This window comes from Xanthomonas sp. CPBF 426 (assembly GCF_903989465.1).
In the GTDB taxonomy this organism is placed as follows: Bacteria; Pseudomonadota; Gammaproteobacteria; order Xanthomonadales; family Xanthomonadaceae; genus Xanthomonas; species Xanthomonas euroxanthea.
This window is the reverse complement of sequence record NZ_LR861805.1, coordinates 466,418-484,590: the sequence shown is the minus strand read 5'-3', so window position 1 is coordinate 484,590 and position 18,173 is coordinate 466,418. Positions and strand designations below refer to the sequence as shown.

Here is an 18,173-nt window from a genome sequence, read left to right as displayed (position 1 = left end):
CGAGCAAGGCGTCCGGTACGCGCTCGCATCATTCCCCCACGGACGCTGCCGCATGCATTGGATGTTGTTGTTTTCGCTGTTGCTCCTGCTTTGGCTCTTGGTCGCCTCGCCGCGTCTGGCGTGGTTGAAGGCCGGTCTGTTGTCGTTGCTGCTGCTGTTGCTCAGTGCCTGGGGCCTGGTGGATCGGCTCAGCGGCGATGGCATCAACGCCGCCACGCTGTATCACCTGCGCGCAGACATGGACGGTGCCGGCGTCAGCGATTTTTCCGCCTATATCGCCGTGTTTATCGGCATGGTGCTGTTGTCGCTCAGCCCGCTGGTGTTGCTGAAGGTGCGGCGTTTCCGTCGCCCGCGCGGAGGCAACGCGGTGTTTGGCGCCTTCGTGATGATGTTGCTGGTCAGCATCGCGGTCAGCCCCTTGTACCGCGACGGCAAGCGCCTGTACTACCAGTTGCGCCCCGTGGATTACGCCACCGTGGTGCCGGAATACCTGGTGCCGCAGCAGCCCTTGCAGAAGCGCAAGAACATCGTGTGGATCTACGGCGAGAGCCTGGAACGCACCTACTTCGATGAAAAGGTGTTTCCCGGCCTGATGCCGAACCTGCGCGCCCTGGCCAGCGAGGCAGTGGACGTACGCAACCTCACCTCCACCGAAGGCAGCGGCTGGACCATCGCCGGCATGGTCGCTTCGATGTGCGGCGTGCCGCTGACCACCGCGCCCGGCGATGAAAACAGCATGGGCCGCATGGGCCTGTTCCTGCCCGAAGCACGCTGCCTGGGCGACTATCTCAAGGATCAGGGCTACCGCAATCACTATGTCGGCGGCGCCGATGCCAGCTTTGCCGGCAAGGGCAGCTTTCTGTCCAGCCATGGTTTCGATGTGGTGCACGACGTCAGCTACTTCCGCGACAAGGGCGTGGCGCCCAAGCACTTTTCCGCCTGGGGCGTGCACGACGATGTGCTGCTGGACGATGCCTGGGACAGCTTCCAGACGCTGTCGCGCGCCGGCCAGCCGTTCATGCTCACCACGCTGACCATGGACACCCACCACCCCGCCGGCCATCTGCCGCTGGCCTGCAAGGGCCAGCACTACGACAGCGCACTGGGCGACATCGGGCTGTTGCATGCGATCAAGTGCAGCGACCGGCTGATCGGCGAGCTGGTCACGCGCATTCGCAACAGCCGCTACGGCAAGAACACCATCATCGTGATCGCCTCCGATCACCTGGCGATGCCCAACGATCTCAGCGACGTGCTCGCCAAGCAGAAGCGCGAAAACCTGCTGCTGTTCCTCGGCAAGGACATCGCTCCGCAACAAGTGGTCACGCGCGCGGGCAGCACGCTGGATTCGGGTGCAACGCTGTTGCAGCTGCTGGAACCGGGCATGCGCACGCTGGGCTTTGGCCGCTCGCTGCTGGCCAGCGATGCGCCTCCCAGCGCCAGCGTGGCGGCCAGCCGCGACAGCGGCAAGGACTACCCGCGCTATCTCGCCTACGCGCGCACGCTGTGGACCGGGCGCAGCACACGCATGCTGCGCATCAACGGCAATGGCGATGTGGTGGTGGGCGTGCAACAGGTGCGCCCGCCGGTGCTGCTGGAATACGACGACGACACCAATCTCAAAACCGTCTATCTGGAAAACACCTCGCGCCAGTTCGATCGCACCCACACCGAGGGCACGCTGGCGTATGTGGATCGCTGCACGGCGTTCGAGGACGGTTCGGCCGATGGCGATTGGTGCGCATTGGTGGTCGACCGCCACCAGAGCATGAAGCTGTATCGCGATCCGGACCTGACCCGCGGCATCGCCGTGGACGCGCCGCTGGAGGCCAGCCAGCAAGGCCCGCGCCCCCGCGTGCGCCAACCGATCATGCTCACCCAGACTGCCCGCAAGACCGAGGCCGGTCGTTACATGCTGGAGCTGTACGCCAAGCGCCGGCCGACGCGGGCCTTCTGGGTGGAAGCCGTCTCGTCAGAGCGCAAGGTGGTGCTGGCCCAGCAGTGGGTGGTGCCCGATGCGGCCGGTCGCATCCGCATGCCGGTGGGCCTGGAACATGCGGTGGACGATCTGGAGATCCGTGCCTGGCTGGACTACACCGAAGATGTCAGCGTGGACGATCTGGCCCTGGTGAAACAGAGCCAGGTCGCGGATCGCTCTTGAGCCTGGCCATCGTCTCGGTCTCGGTCTCGGTCTCGGTCGAGGTATGTGGATGAGGTAAGGGCAAAGGCAAAGGCAAGGCCGAAGCCCAAGCCGAAGCCGAAGCCGAAGCATGCGATGTGCGGCCTGGCTGCAGGGCCCTTGCCCGCCCACCATCGCGGGACACGCCGCAAGTACGTCCATGTAGGCTCCGGCGCGGCATCCATGCCGCTCAGGGTCCCGCGACGGTGAGCGGGCAAGGGCCAGTCGAGACGGTCGGTGTGCACGGTAAGAGCGGCGCTGGATGCGTCGTACGCTCATGACGTATCGGCTCCATGTCTGATGCACACCGCACGACAGGCAGCTTTTCAAATGGGCGCAGACCAGCTCTCTGGTGCGGTGTCCTTGCCGGTTGCGGGACCGTGTGGCGGCATGGATGCCGCCACCAAACCTTCAGGGATGGGTTCACGGCATGTCCCGCAAGCGGTGAGGGCGCCGCGCCCTCGACCCTGCGAATTTTAGCTGCACCGCCAGCGCAGGACACGCCGCGCATCGTGCACGGGCCGGCTCAGTCTTCCGATGCCGGCGTGCCATCGCCCGGATCGCGCGCCACCGCAGCACCTGCGCGGCTGAAGCGGATTTCCTGCGGCGACTGCAGCGCAATCCCCGCCGTTTCCATCCGCTGCAGCAGCGCGAAGAACAGCTCGCTGCGCACCCCATACGAATCGCGCGGGCTGCGCACGTAGGCGAACGAATTGAAGTTGACGTGCCCGCCGGCCAGCGAATCGATGAACACCGAGGGTGCCGGGTCGGCCAGCACCTTGGTGTGCTCGGCGAACAGGTCCAGCAGCATGTTGCGCACCTTTGCCACGTCGGTTTCCAGCGGCACCGAGAACTGCAGTTGCACCCGGCCCATCGGGTTGGACAGCGTCATGTTGCGCACGCTCTTGGTGATCAATTCCGAGTTGGGCACGATCAGGGTGGAGCGGTCGCCGACCTGGATCTCGGTCGCACGCACGCTGATCTTGCGCACATCGCCCTCCTGATCGCCGATGCGTACCCAATCGCCGATCTTCACCGGCCGCTCGGCCAGCAGGATCAGACCCGACACGAAGTTCTGCGTGATCGCCTGCAGACCGAAACCGATACCCACCGACAACGCACTCAACACCAGCGCAAGCCGCTTCAGATCCAGGCCCAATGCGGTCAGGCCCCACACCACCACGATCAGCCAGCCCAGATAACGCGCCACGGTGCTGATGGAGTTACGCGCACCGTCATCGAGCTCGGTCTTGGGCAGATAGGTGTTGAGCAACCACTGCTGCACCACGTGCACCAGCCCCATGCCGAGCAGGAACACGCACAGCGCCCTGAACACGTCGCCCGGGGTGATCACCAGCTCCTTGCCGATGGTGATGCCGTGGGCGATGTTCTCCGCCCAGTCGGTGACCACGCTGATATTGGCGCCATACGGCGTCAGCAGCACCGCGATGCCCAGCAGCACCAGCAACACCCGTGTCGCGGCAGAGATCAGCAGCCCGAGCTGCACCAGGCGTCCACTGCCGATGCTGAGCGCATGCGACAACGCCCGGCTGAAACGGCCGTCCGGCTTGAACAGCCAGGTCATCAGATCGTCGGTAAAGACCACCAGCAGGCCGAGCAGACTGCACACCAGGGTGATCCAGATGATCTGCCGCTCCACGAACAAGGCCAGATTGAGATAGCCGAACAGGGCTGCGATCAACGCGAAGATCACCGCCAGGTGACCCAGCAGGCGGATCAGCACGATGAAGCCGCCACCGCGCGTGACCACCGGCGGCGGCGCATCGCTGTCCGGATCGGCCACGCCGGCATTTGCCGCGTGCGCGCGCAAGGACAGAGTCAGCCCGGCCAGGGCCGACAGGATCAACCCCGCATACAGCAGCGCCGCCACCGCATCGGTGGCGGCGGTCAACGCCGGACTGCTGCCGGCCACCTCGTTGATCTTGATCGCCATGCCACTGAACCAGATCACTGCCGCGGTGGCCAGGCAATGCACGCGCAGGCGGTCGACGGTGGCATCGTCCAGCGGGAACAGGCGCCAGCTGGGCTGGTGTTTCATCAACAGGCTGGCACTGAGCGAACCGACGAAGGCAGCCACCACGCTGATGGCGACAAACCCGGTCAGCAGCTGGTCCAGGTCATCGGGCAGCTCGCCGAGCGCGCGGATCCCTTCGACCAGCACGAATGCCGCAATCCCCAGGCTCAACGTGCCGACCAGCAGGAACCACAGGGCCAGCCCCGAGCGCCGCAGGCGTCCGCCGGGCGCACGCGAGGCCGCATAGCGACGCCCCAGGTGGCGCAGGAAGATGCGCAGCGGCAGTGCCAGCAACAACGCGACCACGGCAGCGGTGATCAGCCCGCCCACGCCATTGGCCGCCACACCTGCCTGCACCAGCTGCACCATCTTGTCGGACAAGGCCTGCAGGCGGGCACGATCGTCCGGCCACTGCTGCCCGATCTGATGCCATAACGTCGGCGACAACGGCGAGGCCACCCGTGTGGAGAGCTGCACGCTGAAGCGTTGCACGCGCTCGCGTTCGAGCCGGTCGGCCAGGTCCTTGGCGTTGGAGGCCAGCAGCGTGGCCCGGATGAACTCGGCATTGAGCTGATCGCGCTCCTTGGTCAGCGCCTTGCGCTGTTTGACCAGGTCGGCCGGTTCGTTTTGCGCCGCGACACCAAGCCCCTCCAAGCGCCCGTTGAGCTCCTTGAGCGGTTGCTCCAGCGTGCGCACCAGATCCTGCGCCTGCCGCTGCGCGCCGGCGACGTCCTCGGTCAGCTTGCCCAGCTGCTCGGTATCGGCCTTCTCCATGCCCGCGTCGGCCTGGGTCAGCACCTTCTGCATGCTGTCGAGCTGCGTCTGCGCGGTCTCCAGCAGGGTGTCGTCGTCCTGCGCGATGGCGGCACCCACGCACACCATCCACAACGCGACCAGCAACAGCACACGCTGCAACACGCCGCGACGGGCACCCAGGGCAACTCGGAATTCGGACACAGGCAGACATCGGACAGGCGCACACCAGCGCGGTGCCGGCATCTTAATCCACTGCCCGCAGCCGGGCAGTTCGCCGCTGCCGTGAGGGTTCAGCCTGGCAGAGCTCGCCAGGCGTGACGGGTGCTGCGCGATTGGAGGCGCGTTGGCGATCGCGGTTACGGCGCCGGCCGCCGCAGCGGGTGCACCGCCGGGCCATCCCAACCTGTGCATGAACGTGGTGCAGCTTGTCACCTTGCGGCAACGGTGCGCTGTCGCAGAATCGAGTCACCGCTACGGCAGACGCAGCGGATGACCGCGAAGGAGACACTCTATGCAGATTCAGATCCAGACCGACAAGCACGTGCCGCATGACCCCTCTGTCGTGCAGCATGTCGAGAAGACCTGCTCCGCCCAGCTGGCGCATTTCGCCAGCGACATCACCCGCGTCGACGTGCATTTGCGCGATGAAAACGGCCAACGCGGCGGCGCAGCGGATCGAACCTGCAGCATCGAGGCGCACGTCGCCGGCCTGCCACCCATCGCGGCCACCAATAGCGCCGAAACCACCGCCTCGGCCGTCACCGGCGCCGCGCGCAAGCTGCGCACCGCCATCGAACACGCACGTGGCAAGCAGCACGCCAAGGCCACCACACCGCCGCCGGACGTGATCTGACCCGAGCCTGCGCAGGGCGGCGCTCCTCGCCCCCTGCCAAGCGGCGCATCGCTGGCCTCACAGTGCAACGCCGCGTCGATACTCAGGCCGGCGCGCAACCCTGATCAGAAACGCCATCGGCCCGCTGCAGTGACACTGCAGCGGGCCGATGGCGTTTTGCTTTTGCGTTGGAGCTGCTCGCCACGCTGAGCCTGGACATGGCCGTGTTGCGACGTGGCTGTCAAACGTGCCGCGGCCCATGCAGCGCGCAACGCTCGAGGGCCACCTGATCGTCCTCTTCGCCTCGACAGTAATTAATTGACCCGTCATCTATATTTCCACACACTAGTTCGACTGGCGGCCGCGAGGCCACTCACTCGCAGGAGAAGGAAGAATGATGGGCAGACTGCAAGGCAAAGTCGCAATCGTCACCGGTGCCGCACAGGGCATGGGCGCGTCGCATGTGCGCAATTTCGTTGAAGAGGGTGCGCACGTTGTTTTCACTGACATCAATGCCGAGGGAGGGCGTGCACTGGCCTCCGAGCTGGGCAAGCGTGTTCGCTTCGTCCAGCAGGACGTCACGAGCTGGGACGCATGGCAGAACGTGGTGGCCGAAGCGGAAGCGGCATTCGGCAACGTCACGATTCTGGTCAACAATGCAGGGATCCTGGGCCCCATTGCCAAGACTGCGGACATCTCCGAAGAAGATTTCCTCAAGGTCTGTGCGATCAACCAGAATGCCGTTTACCTTGGCATGAAGGCGGTCATCCCCTCCATGCTGAAGGCGAAGGTGGGATCGATCGTCAATATTTCCTCGATCGCCGGAATGGCAGCCAATTACGGATTCCCGAGCCTGGCCTATGTCGGCAGCAAGTTCGCCGTGCGCGGAATGAGCAAGGCGACGGCAATCGAATATGGCGCAGACAACATCCGTGTGAACTCGGTCCACCCGGGCTTCATCCAGACCCCGATGATGGTGGAAGGGACGGACGAAAACGGCGGTGATGCCGTTGCCCAGATCCCACTGGGGCGCATCGCCAAGGCCAGCGAGGTCAGCAACCTGGTTCTGTTCCTGGCGTCCGACGAATCGTCCTACATCACCGGGCATGAGCATGTCGTCGATGGTGGATTGCTCGCCCAGTAAGCCTGCCCGTGTCAGGACGCGTGGGGACTTCGCTGCCACGCCTGGTTCAGCCGGCATCGTTCCCGGGCCCTGATCGGCGGGATGACGTTGCCAAGCAACGTGTGAGCAGTGAAGTGCACCAGCACATCAGGGGCGGCGACGTGGTGGCAGTGATGGAACGCTTGCGCCACCACCGTGACTGCCGCGCCGCCTCCGGTACGGCGTGGTAGCTGCACGGGTTTTGTTGGGCGGCGTCCAGCAATCGCGCGTCGAGACGCAAAATTTCAGAGCATCCACCGCCAATCTAGCGTTGGACTATACTCATTCGGCACGGTCCGGGCCGGTTCACAGGCCGTTGGTTCGCATTCGATGACAGGTGAAAAATCGCATGAAGAAAACGCTGATGTTCATGACATTTGCCACCTGCATCGGTGTCTTCGCAGGAATGAGTTCCGTCAACGTCGCACGTGCACAGCAGCGGGCCAGCCACGCCCCTGATTCGCTGCACGCCAAGGTGTTGGCACGTTACGAGGCGATTGACGCTAGCCTGGCCGAGGCGCGCAAGGCAGGCAAGCTGTCCAGTGCCCAGGCTGCGGAGATCGAGAAGAAGCTCAGCTGGGTCCGCACCGATTCCGCAACGAGAGCGAAGCAGCAGGGATTCGTCAGCGCGGGTGAGAGCGCCAGCTACAACAGGACCCTGGACGAGGCCGAGCAGGCAATCCGCCGTGGCACGAGTGGCAGCAAGGATTAGGTCCGCGGCGTCCTCAGCATCCGGGCGCCAGGGCAGTCAGTCGCCAGCAAGCGACGAAAGTACAGACGCGTGGACTGATCAGGTGGGTGTGGGCCGGTACGCGGAATCGGCACGCGTCAGTCGTGCACGCCGGTTTCCGTGTACCGTCCGCATCCACCCTGACGAGCGCTTGTTACCTCTTGTCAGTCGCTCATGGCGATAGGACTCGCACGCACATTTCATACCGACCTGCTTACAGTCTGCTTCCGTAACGGGGCCGCACTGGCCTTCCATCTATCCCGACGTCAGCGTCCGAATTGGAGTGGTCATGAAGCTAGGTCTCTTGTCAGCGCTTGCGCTTTCACTTACTGCGTGCACGGGCGCCCCCGTCGCCAAGGAACACAAGATCGACGATGGCGCCCTGCCCAGCGCAGAGGTCAAGGCATTCGAGCGTGCCCAGGCGCGTTATCACTACAAGGACGCGCGTTTTGAATGGGATGCCAGCAACTGCGCGGTGTATGAGGGGACTGCCCCGGACGGCAAGCGTCAGCAACAGCCGTTGACCAAGGAAGACGGCTCCCGTTTTTGTAGCGCCCCCTGACAGCCGAGTGCTTCCCGCCTCTCCGAGCGCCGCCGGTGACGCATCCAGCTCCACGGTCCTGCGCCTGCGCTTGTCCATCCTGCTCTTCACGACGGTCGCAGCACGCACGCACGACGAATCGATTGAACGGCGAGACGCGGATGGGATTTAATTGATGCATCGACAACGGACCAGCGCTTCAATGCCTCGGCGCAGATCAAGCTAAGGTATCGGGGAAACAGGCGAAACCCGGACGCGTCGTCCCGGCCGCATCAGCAATGGGACTTACGGGATATGTCATTTCACGAAGGCGAAGATTGGCGAACGACGCTGACCTGGACCGTGCTGCCTGCCGGGCGCGCCTGGCAACGCGCAGCAGGAATCGCCCTGGCGCAACTGGGCGTTTCCCTGTCCATCGCGGCGGTTCTTCTTGTGATCGCCCGGCTGGGCGATGGTATCCGGCAGAAAGACGTGGCCGAGGAATCGGCGCTTGATCCGGCCGCCATTGCGCGATCGGTCACCCAACTCGAACGGGACGGTTTGCTGAAGCGGCGCAGGGACCTGTCCGATGGCCGCGCCAAGACCCTGCACCTGACCGAACGGGGTCGTGCGGTGTCGCTCAAACTGGGCGAGGCGCTGGACGGCCTGCGAAACGAACTGATCGCCGGCATGGACGACACCGAAGGGCGCATTGCGGTGCGCGTACTCCGTAACCTGGAGAGCCAATGCCTGGCATTCTCCGCTGGAGACCTTCATGCCGGAACGTCCGAGGCCTGACCGACCGCATGACGTGCGGGTAAGGAGCGGTCTTTTGCGGGAAGCGGCCAGGTGCTTGCCAAGGAAGCGTCCCGAGGCAGCAGCTGATCAAGCGCTGCAGCGGCGCCTTACCGATGCGCCCGATGCACCGCTGCCCGAAGGTGTCGACCAGCGGTGATACGACTGGAGAAAGCGCCCCCGGCTCTCGTGAGCCCGCCAACCCGCGTTTGCTCGGTCGAATCCACCAGCTGCACCCGGACCGCCCGGGTACGCACTTAGCGCGAATGCACGACTATCTGATCCTTCGCCATGAAGATGGACATTGTTCTTGCATTGAAATCATTTCAATGGGCCTTCCCGGATTTCGGCGGACCAGCAACAATAAACCCCCGATTTCTCGAGGGTTTATTGGCATCCCGGGACAAGCCTGGAACGTGAATTGGTGCGCCCGGAGGGATTCGAACCCCCGACCAATGGCTTCGGAAGCCACTACTCTATCCGGCTGAGCTACGAGCGCCTGGTCGGGCATTATGCCAGAACCGCCGCCGCGCGCGTGACCCCGCAGCGCAGGCCTGCCGAGCGACCAGGCACCATTGCGTTGCCGACCTGGGCTCGCCCGGATGCCGCGCCCGCACCTGCCCGGCCTGGCGCGGCGTCGGGCAGCCGCCTGGGAGCCCGGACGATGCACTGCGCGATCACCGGCCAGCGCATGACCGCGGCCAGGCCGCACTGCTACCCTTTGCAGCATGAGCAAGCATGGTGTTGAACAGCTGCCGACAGCGCCCGCGCTGACCTGGCCGCAGCGACTGGGGCAGTACTGGAAGCTGGTCCGCGGCGATCGCCCGATCGGCAGCCTGTTGTTGCTGTGGCCCACCTGGTGGGCATTGTGGCTGGCTGCCGATGGCCTGCCGCCGCTGTGGACGCTGTTCGTGTTCACTGCCGGGGTCTGGCTGACCCGCTCGGCCGGCTGCGTGATCAACGACTACGCCGACCGCTGGCTGGACCCGCATGTAGAGCGCACCAAGTCGCGTCCGCTGGCCACCGGGGCGGTGTCCGGGCGCGAGGCGCTGTGGGTGTTCGTGGTGCTGATGCTGGTGGCGTTCGCGCTGGTGCTCACGCTCAACTGGCTAACAGTGGCGCTGAGCGTGCCGGGCGTGTTCCTGGCCGCCAGCTACCCCTATCTCAAACGCCATACCCACCTGCCCCAGGTCTATCTGGGCATGGCCTTCGGCTGGGGCATCCCGATGGCGTTCGCCGCGGTGCAGGGCAGCGTGCCATGGCTGGCCTGGCTGCTGTACGCGGCCAACATCCTGTGGGCGACGGCCTATGACACCTGGTACGCCATGGTCGACCGCGAGGACGACATCCTCATGGGCAGCAAGTCCACCGCCATCCTGTTCGGCAGGTTCGACCTGCTCGCGCAGGGCCTGCTGTATGCGTCGATGTTTGCGGCACTGGCACTGGTCGGCCTGCGTGCCGGTCTCGGCATCGCGTACCTGGCAGGGCTGGGCGTGGCCGCGCTGCTGGTGGCCTACGAATTCCGGCTTGCCCGCCACCGCGAACGCGGCCCCTGCTTCCGCGCCTTCCTGCACAACAACTGGGTGGGCCTGGCGATCTTCGTCGGCATCGCCGCCGCCCTGGCAATGCGCTGACCCGCAGACGGGCAAACCACCTCGGCTTAAGCCCCGCTCCCCGCGGGAGAGGGGTCGGGGTGAGGGTACGGGCGAAGCTCCATGGTGCAGCTCACAACCCGCAGCCCAGCCTCACGGCACCCGCGCGCACACCCACGCATCCACCCGCTGCACGCCGGCCCGATGCAAGGCCTGCGCGGCCGCATGCAGCGTCGCACCGGTGGTCATCACGTCATCCACCAATGCCACATGCGCCGGCAACGCGCCACCCGCGACGAAGGCGCCGCGCAGGTTGCGCTGGCGCTCGGCCGCATCCAGCTCCGACTGCGGCGCAGTCGCGCGGACCCGGCGCAGCAAGGGCAGGCAGGGCAACCGCAGCGCGCGCCCGAGCGGTCTGGCCAGCTCCAGCGCCTGGTCGTAACCGCGCTGGCGCAGGCGCTGCCGATGCAGACTCACCGGCACCAGTGCCTGCGGACGCGGCAGGCCCGCACACGCCTTGACCATCAACTCGCTGAGCAGACGCCCGGCGGCCAGATCCTGGCGAAACTTGAAACGCCGCAGCAGGCCATCCACCGGCCAGTGATAGGTGAAGCACGCATGCACGTGCTGCAGCGGCGGCCGATGCTGCAGGCATTGCCCGCACAGCAGCGCTTCATCGGAGGCGGACAATGGCGTTGCGCAGCACAGGCAGGCGCGCCCGTGAGCGGGCAAGGCCGCGCGGCACCACGGGCAGAGATCGCCATCGGCAGTGCCGGCCTCGGCGCATACCAGGCACACGTTCGGTAGCAGCAGCCGCAACACCCGTCGCGGCCAGCTGTAAACCGAATGCACCTCATCGAAGTTGACAGCCTCTCGCATGCTCACCAGACTGCCTGGCTTCCAAGCCGCTGACTGTCAGGAAACCCCGATGTCTGTTGTCGTACGCCATGACTGGGATCGCAGCGAGCTGCAGGCGCTGTTCGATCTGCCGTTTCCGGAGCTGCTGCACCGCGCCGCCAGCGTGCATCGCGAACACTTCGATCCGGCGGAAGTGCAGGTCTCCACGCTGCTGTCAGTCAAGACCGGCGGCTGCCCGGAAGACTGCGCGTACTGCCCGCAGGCGCAGCGCTACGACACCGGCGTGACCGCGCAGAAGCTGATGGAGACCGAAGAGGTCGTCGCCAAGGCGCGCCAGGCCAAGGCCGCCGGCGCCTCGCGCTTCTGCATGGGCGCGGCCTGGCGCTCGCCCAAGGAGCGCGACATCCCCAAGGTCGCGGCGATGATCCGCGAGGTCAAGGCGATGGGGCTGGAGACCTGCGCCACGCTCGGCATGCTCGACGCCGGCCAGGCGCGCGCGCTCAAGGATGCGGGGCTGGATTACTACAATCACAATCTGGACACCGCGCCGGATTACTACGACTCGATCATCCACACCCGCCAGTATCAGGACCGCCTGAACACGCTGGAGCATGTGCGCGACGTCGGCCTGAAGACCTGCTGCGGCGGCATCGTCGGCATGGGCGAAACCCGCGAGCACCGTATCGGCCTGCTGCTGGCGCTGGCCACGCTGCCGGCGCACCCGGACTCGGTGCCGATCAACCAGCTGGTGCAGGTTGCCGGCACGCCGTTGCACGGCACCCAGCAGCTGGATCCGTTCGAATTCGTGCGCATGATCGCCGTGGCCCGCATCACGATGCCGCATTCGATGGTGCGCCTGTCCGCCGGCCGCGAAGCAATGAGCGACGAGCTGCAGGCGCTGTGCTTCCTGGCCGGTGCCAACTCGATCTTCTACGGCGAAAAACTGCTGACCACCGGCAACCCGGACACCGAGCGCGACCAGGCCCTGTTCCAGCGCCTGGGCCTGCGCCCGATGCAGATCACCGTCGACGCCGCCGACCATGACCACCCGGGCACCGTGCATGCGGAGATCACCCGCAGCACGGCCTGCGAGCACGCTGCCTGACCGCGAAGCGAGCACCCGGCACCGATCGTCGGTGCCGGCTGGGCGCGCCGGGCGCGGCAGGCTACGCTAGCGCACCTTTCTGCCGCTGAATGCCCCCATGGCTCGCCCCGATCTGCACGAACGGATTTCGTCGCTGCGCACCTTGCGTGTGGCCCAGGAACGGGTGCGGGTACGGCGGCTGGTGAGCCGGCGCGATGGCGTGCGGCTGGAGATCGATGGCCGCTGGCTGACCGGCTTCTGCTCCAACGACTATCTGGGCCTGTCGCAGCAGTTCGAAGTGGTCGCTGCGTTGCAGGACGCCGCCGCGCGCGATGGCGCCGGCGCCACCGCCTCGCACCTGATCTGCGGCAACCACACCGCGCACGAAACGCTGGAACGCGAGATCGCGCAGTGGCTGGGCTATCCGTCGGCCCTGCTGTTCGGCAGCGGCTTTGTCGCCAATCTGGCGGTGCAGCAGGCCCTGCTCAGCGAGGACGACGATGTCTGCGTGCAGGACCGGCTCAACCACGCCAGCCTGCTCGATGCCACGCGCCTGGCCGGCTGCCGGCTGCGCCGCTATCCGCACCTGGATGTAGAAGGCGCGATGCGTCAGCTCAAGGGCGCGCCCGAGGGCGCGGCGATGCTGGCCAGCGATGGCGTCTTCAGCATGGATGGCGATGTGGCCCCGCTGCGCGCGTTGAGCCTGGTGGCGCGCATGCAGCAGGCGCTGTTCTATGTCGACGACGCACACGGCGTGGGCGTGCTCGGCCCGCAGGGGCGCGGCTGCGTGGCCGATGCCGGACTGGGCGTGGCCGAGGTGCCGCTGCAGTTGGTGACCCTGGGCAAGGCGCTCGGTGGCTATGGCGCGGTCGTCGTTGGCGATGAAGCGCTGGTACGCCATCTGGCCGAAACCGCGCGCCCCTACATCTACACCACCGCGTTGCCGCCGGCGCAGGTCGCTGCAACCCTGGCGGCGGTGCGCCTGGCGCGTCGCGACGATTGGCGGCGTGCCAAGCTGGTCGAGTCGATCGGCAGTTTCCGCGATGGCGCACGCCGGCACGGCTTCGAACTGATGGCCTCGGATACGCCGATCCAGCCCTTGCTGTGCGGCGAAGAAGCCACGGTGATGGCAATGTCCGCCGCGCTGGAACAGGCCGGCTTCCTGGTTGGCGCGATTCGCCCGCCCACCGTGCCCGAAGGCAAGGCGCGTCTGCGTGTGACCTTGTCCGCGCTGCATACGCCGCAGCAGGTGCAGGCCTTGATCGAGGCCATCGTGCAGGCGCGCGATGTGGTCAGTCGGCAGCCACTGCGCGCGTCGGCCTGAAGGCGACGATCAAGACGCTTGCCCAGCAGCCGGGCAGCGCCGCCGGTGCTCGGGGTGGCACGGATCGCTCGACTGAAACCGCAGCGCTGCGCACACAATCCACACCCAGCTGACACCTGATGGAGCACTGGCGTTGCCACTGCCGCGATCAGGGTCATGTGCGCACGCACGGAACTGCTTCGAATCCCGGGGTCAACGCGCCACGTACAGGCGCCATGCGCCGACTCGGCACGGATCTGCGCGCACCGACTGTCGCCAATCGGCGACAATCCCCGCATGCATATCGATGTCATCGGCCACGGGCCTGCGCTGGTTCTTCTGCATGGTTGGGCGTTGCACGGCGGCGTGTTCGCGCCGCTGGTGGAACGCCTGGCCGCGCACCATCAACTGCATCTGGTGGACCTGCCCGGGCACGGTTTCAGCCGCGAGGACAGCACGCCGCTGGCGCTGCCGGACGTGGTCGCCGGCATCGCTGCGGCCACCCCGCCGGCGGTGTGGGTCGGCTGGTCGCTGGGCGGGCTGTTCGCACTGCATGCCGCAGCCACCCAGCCCAAGGTGCGCGGGCTGGCGATGATCGCGGCCACGCCGCGTTTCGTGCGTGGCCCCGAGTGGCCCGACGCGGTCGAGCGCGAGGTGTTCGTGCAATTCGGCCAGGACCTGGCGCGCGATTATCGCGGCACGCTGGAGCGCTTTCTGGCGCTGGATACGCTGGGCTCGGCGCATGCCCGCGCCGAGTTGCGCAGCCTGCGCGAGACGCTGGTGGCGCGCGGCGAACCGGCGGCCGCAGCGTTGCAGCAGGGTCTTGGCCTGCTGGAACGCACCGACCTGCGCCGCGCGCTGCCGCAACTGACACGCCCCAGCCTGTGGATTGCCGGCCAGCGCGACCGGCTGGTGCCGGCCGCCGGCATGCAGGCGGCCGCGGCGCTGGCTCCGCACGCCCAGGCATTGACCATTGCCGGTGGCGGCCACGCACCGTTTCTTGGCCACGCCGACCAGGTCGCCGAGGCGCTGCAACGCTTCGTTGCGTCCGTGCCGTGAACCGATCGCCGATCATGCGCCATCGCTGATCGAGGACACACGCATGGATCTGGGAATCGCCGGACGCTGGGCATTGGTGTGCGCCGCCAGCAAGGGCCTGGGATTGGGCTGCGCGCGCGCGCTGGCCAGCGAAGGCGTCAACGTGGTGATCGTCGCGCGCGGCCGCGATGCCCTGGAGCAGTCCGCCGATGCGCTGCGCGCACTGCCGGGCGCCGGCGAAGTGCGCAGCGTGGTGGCCGATATCGCCACCCCGCAGGGACGCAGCGATGCCCTCGCCGCCTGCCCGCAGGTGGATATCCTCATCAACAACGCCGGTGGCCCGCCACCCGGCGATTTTCGCCAGTGGGAACGCGACGACTGGCTGCGCGCACTGGATGCCAACATGCTGGCGCCGATCGAGTTGATCCGCGCCAGCGTCGATGCGATGCGCGCACGGCGCTTCGGCCGCATCGTCAACATCACCTCCAGTGCGGTGAAGGCGCCGATCGACATCCTGGGCCTGTCCAATGGCGCGCGCGCCGGCCTTACCGGCTTCGTCGCCGGGCTGGCGCGCAGCACGGTCGCCGACAACGTCACCATCAACAATCTATTGCCCGGCCAGTTCGCCACCGATCGCCTGCGCGGCAACTTCGCGGCAATCGCCCGACAGCAAGGCCTCGGCGCCGAAGAGGTCGCCGAGCGCAAGCGTGCGGGCATTCCGGCCGCACGCTTCGGCGAGCCGGACGAATTCGGCGCGGCCTGCGCGTTCCTGTGCAGCGCGCAGGCCGGCTACATCACCGGGCAGAACCTGCTGATCGACGGCGGCAGCTATCCCGGCACGTTCTAGGACGCGCCGGCCATGCCGATGGGTGTGGCCAATGCGGTGGCCGACGCGCCCTAGGCGGACGTTGCGGGCCGATGGTTGCGGCAACTGCGGCGCACGTTCCGGTTGCCTCAGGCCACGACGCGCGCGTCGAGACACCTTGCCGGTCCATTGCGGTCGCCATGCTGTCGCTGGCGGACCGACCGCTTGCACTGCTCCGGGCCGATTGCCGGTCCGCGCCACACATCGATTCCCTCCGCCCCGGCCACAGGCGACAATAGCGCCGCTCATGAACAGTACTTTCGACCCCCGCCACGTCCGGCGCGCCTTTGCGCGTGCCGCCAGCAGCTATGCCGCCGCCGCCGCGCTACAGCGCGAAGCCGAAGCGCGCCTGCTCGAATCGCTCGACTACCTGGGCGACCAGGTGCCCAAGGTGGTGCTGGATATCGGCGCCGGCCCCGGCCATGCCAGTGCCGCGATCAAGAAGCGCTGGCCCAAGGCGCAGGTGATCGCGCTGGACCAGGCCATGCCGATGCTGCGCCAGGCGCGCAAGGCGGCGGGCTGGTGGAAGCCGTTCGCGCAGGTCTGCGCCGATGCGCGCGCCTTGCCGGTGGCCGACGGCAGCGTGGATGTGATCTTCAGCAACCTGTGCCTGCAGTGGGTGGAAGACCTGCCGGCAGTATTCGCCGGTTTCCGCCGCGCGCTGCGGCCGGGCGGCTTGTTGCTGTGCTCCACCTTCGGCCCGGAGACGCTGATCGAATTGCGCGAGGCCTTCGCCCAGGCCGACCCGGCCCCGCATGTCAGCCGCTTCCCGCCGATCGCCCAGTTCGGCGATGCCTTGCTGATGTCCGGCTTCCGCGACCCGGTGCTGGACCGCGACCTGTTCACGCTGACCTACAGCGACCTGCCCGCGCTGATGCGCGAGCTGCGCGCGATGGGCGCCACCAACGCGCTCAGCAATCGCCGCGCCACCCTGACCGGGCGCGGCCGCTTTGCCGCCGCCAGCGCCGCCTACGAGCCGCTGCGGCGGCCGGACGGCACCTTGCCCAGCTCCTGGGAAGTGATCTATGCCCATGCCTGGGCACCGGCACCGGGCGCGCCCATCCGCGAGCAGGGACACGATGTCGCCAGCGTCCCGGTGGCCTCGATTCCGATCCGCCGCCGCATCGACTAGCGGCGGTGCAGATCGCCGGCAGCACCGCAGCCGCTGCCGGCGAGACGCACAGTTTTGCGGCCACACCAATGCCGACCCGTCAGGCTCGGTCCCGACACCCGGTAGAATTCAGCAGTCAACGGCCGCAGGTTCCTGTTGCGGCTCACCTTGTTCAATGCCTCAACCAGCGTGGCTAGCACTACGTCGCAAGCGATCGCCAGGTGGCTGCAGACGGCGCGCAGGGACCGCCGTGTACGCGTGATACATGCAGGTTCCGAGCACCGCCAGCGCCCGCCCGGCCGTTTGTCGTTTTGATCGCCGCGCTGATGTTTGCGGCCCCCGCCCCCCAATTGGTCTTCCCAATGTTGAAATGGCTCATCATCGCGCTGTTCATCGCATCGGCGCTGTACATCCATTACCGCGGTCGCGTGCGGCACCGGCTCAGCCGGCAGCTGCTGGACCATTCCACCTTCATGGCGCCGATCAACACGCTGATGTATCTGTGTTCGCGGGTGCCGACCACACCGTTCATCGATCCCGGCAAGGAATTCCCGGAACTGGCGCCGCTGCGCGCCAACTGGCCGCTGATCCGCGATGAAGCGGTGGCGCTGCAGCAGATGCAGAAGATCCGCGCCGCCGACGGCTATACCGACATCGGCTTCAACTCGTTCTTCCGCCGCGGCTGGAAGCGCTTCTATCTGAAGTGGTACGGCACCGCGCACCCGTCGGCGTCCGAGCTGTGCCCGCAGACCACCGCGCTGCTGAAGTCCATCCCCACGGTCAAGGCCGCGATGTTCGCCGAGTTGCCGCCGGGCAGCGAACTGCGCCCGCACCGCGACCCGTTCGCCGGGTCCATGCGCCTGCACCTGGGCCTGGCCACGCCCAACGACGACCGCTGCTTCATCGACGTCGACGGGCAGCGCCACAGCTGGCGCGATGGCGAATGGACGATGTTCGACGAGACCTACATCCACTACGCGCGCAACGACACCGACCAGGACCGCATCATCCTGTTCTGCGACATCGAGCGCCCGATGCGCTGGCGCTGGGCCGCGGCGGTGAACCGCTTCGTCGGCCGCAGCCTGCTCTCGGCCGGTGCCTCGCCCAACCAGGAAGGCGACAAGACCGGCGGCATCAACCGCGTGTTCCGCTACTTCTATGCCGCGCGGCTGAAGGCCAAGGCGCTGAAGGAACGCAACAACCCGCTGTACCAGACGCTCAAGTGGGGCATCTTCATCCTGGTGGTGGTCGGGATCGTGCTGCTGTAACCAGGACCACCGCGCAGGAGCGCGCTTGCGCGCGATGGGGCGTTA

15 protein-coding genes, 1 tRNA gene and 1 other RNA gene are annotated in these 18,173 nt (G+C 66.8%); 13 read left to right on the top strand and 4 right to left on the bottom strand.

Annotated features, from left to right (window positions below; translation table 11 throughout):
• The first annotated feature begins 52 nt into the window (after positions 1 to 52).
• Positions 53 to 2,161, top strand: coding sequence for a phosphoglycerol transferase I (locus H7A87_RS02080; protein WP_104649114.1), 2,109 nt, complete (start codon positions 53 to 55; stop codon positions 2,159 to 2,161).
• A gap of 544 nt (positions 2,162 to 2,705) precedes the next feature.
• On the opposite strand, the gene H7A87_RS02075 is transcribed toward H7A87_RS02080, so the two are convergent.
• Complete coding sequence (locus tag H7A87_RS02075; RefSeq protein WP_180496979.1) at positions 2,706 to 5,129, bottom strand: DUF3772 domain-containing protein; 2,424 nt, start codon at positions 5,127 to 5,129, stop codon at positions 2,706 to 2,708.
• Positions 5,130 to 5,481: 352 nt separating this feature from the next.
• Between H7A87_RS02075 and H7A87_RS02070 the strand changes: the two genes are divergently transcribed.
• The 5 genes from H7A87_RS02070 (at position 5,482) to H7A87_RS02050 (ending at position 9,012) form a co-directional block, all read left to right on the top strand.
• Positions 5,482 to 5,823, top strand: a complete 342-nt coding sequence (locus tag H7A87_RS02070; RefSeq protein ID WP_119129392.1) for an HPF/RaiA family ribosome-associated protein — start codon at positions 5,482 to 5,484, stop codon at positions 5,821 to 5,823.
• A 373-nt stretch (positions 5,824 to 6,196) separates the two neighbouring features.
• The gene (locus H7A87_RS02065) at positions 6,197 to 6,946 is read left to right on the top strand and encodes a glucose 1-dehydrogenase (RefSeq protein ID WP_197942526.1); all 750 of its coding nucleotides are present in this window, start codon (positions 6,197 to 6,199) and stop codon (positions 6,944 to 6,946) included.
• A 367-nt stretch (positions 6,947 to 7,313) separates the two neighbouring features.
• On the top strand, positions 7,314 to 7,676 hold the full coding sequence (locus tag H7A87_RS02060; protein ID WP_119129390.1) for a hypothetical protein: 363 nt from the start codon (positions 7,314 to 7,316) through the stop codon (positions 7,674 to 7,676).
• A gap of 307 nt (positions 7,677 to 7,983) precedes the next feature.
• Complete coding sequence (locus tag H7A87_RS02055) at positions 7,984 to 8,256, top strand: hypothetical protein (protein ID WP_126945059.1); 273 nt, start codon at positions 7,984 to 7,986, stop codon at positions 8,254 to 8,256.
• Between the two features lie 273 nt (positions 8,257 to 8,529).
• Positions 8,530 to 9,012 carry a MarR family winged helix-turn-helix transcriptional regulator gene (locus H7A87_RS02050; protein WP_104585666.1) on the top strand — a complete coding sequence of 161 codons (483 nt, stop codon included), beginning with the start codon at positions 8,530 to 8,532 and terminating at the stop codon, positions 9,010 to 9,012.
• 419 nt (positions 9,013 to 9,431) lie between these two features.
• Here H7A87_RS02050 and H7A87_RS02045 read toward each other — a convergent pair.
• Positions 9,432 to 9,508 (bottom strand) — tRNA-Arg (locus H7A87_RS02045).
• A gap of 229 nt (positions 9,509 to 9,737) precedes the next feature.
• Between H7A87_RS02045 and ubiA the strand changes: the two genes are divergently transcribed.
• Entirely contained in the window at positions 9,738 to 10,643 is a 906-nt protein-coding gene (gene ubiA / locus H7A87_RS02040) for a 4-hydroxybenzoate octaprenyltransferase (protein ID WP_119129389.1), read from the top strand.
• A gap of 111 nt (positions 10,644 to 10,754) precedes the next feature.
• Here the strand turns inward: ubiA and H7A87_RS02035 are convergent, their stop codons facing one another.
• Positions 10,755 to 11,480: a ComF family protein gene (locus tag H7A87_RS02035; protein ID WP_180496863.1), complete on the bottom strand. Its 726-nt coding sequence runs from the start codon at positions 11,478 to 11,480 to the stop codon at positions 10,755 to 10,757.
• A 49-nt stretch (positions 11,481 to 11,529) separates the two neighbouring features.
• Between H7A87_RS02035 and bioB the strand changes: the two genes are divergently transcribed.
• From bioB to bioC, 5 genes are all read left to right on the top strand, one after another.
• The gene (gene bioB, locus H7A87_RS02030; RefSeq protein ID WP_119129387.1) at positions 11,530 to 12,564 is read left to right on the top strand and encodes a biotin synthase BioB; all 1,035 of its coding nucleotides are present in this window, start codon (positions 11,530 to 11,532) and stop codon (positions 12,562 to 12,564) included.
• Between the two features lie 97 nt (positions 12,565 to 12,661).
• Positions 12,662 to 13,867 (top strand): 8-amino-7-oxononanoate synthase, encoded by a 1,206-nt coding sequence (gene bioF, locus H7A87_RS02025; protein WP_119129386.1) that lies wholly within the window; start codon positions 12,662 to 12,664, stop codon positions 13,865 to 13,867.
• A 276-nt stretch (positions 13,868 to 14,143) separates the two neighbouring features.
• Positions 14,144 to 14,905: a pimeloyl-ACP methyl ester esterase BioH gene (bioH, locus tag H7A87_RS02020; RefSeq protein ID WP_104585657.1), complete on the top strand. Its 762-nt coding sequence runs from the start codon at positions 14,144 to 14,146 to the stop codon at positions 14,903 to 14,905.
• 43 nt (positions 14,906 to 14,948) lie between these two features.
• Complete coding sequence (locus H7A87_RS02015) at positions 14,949 to 15,731, top strand: SDR family oxidoreductase (RefSeq protein WP_119129472.1); 783 nt, start codon at positions 14,949 to 14,951, stop codon at positions 15,729 to 15,731.
• Between the two features lie 265 nt (positions 15,732 to 15,996).
• The gene (bioC, locus tag H7A87_RS02010) at positions 15,997 to 16,881 is read left to right on the top strand and encodes a malonyl-ACP O-methyltransferase BioC (protein WP_115675734.1); all 885 of its coding nucleotides are present in this window, start codon (positions 15,997 to 15,999) and stop codon (positions 16,879 to 16,881) included.
• Between the two features lie 170 nt (positions 16,882 to 17,051).
• Here bioC and H7A87_RS02005 read toward each other — a convergent pair.
• A non-coding RNA gene (locus H7A87_RS02005) (sX9 sRNA) lies at positions 17,052 to 17,127 on the bottom strand.
• Between the two features lie 95 nt (positions 17,128 to 17,222).
• Between H7A87_RS02005 and lpxO the strand changes: the two genes are divergently transcribed.
• Positions 17,223 to 18,128: a lipid A hydroxylase LpxO gene (gene lpxO / locus H7A87_RS02000; protein ID WP_016903250.1), complete on the top strand. Its 906-nt coding sequence runs from the start codon at positions 17,223 to 17,225 to the stop codon at positions 18,126 to 18,128.
• Positions 18,129 to 18,173 lie beyond the last annotated feature (45 nt).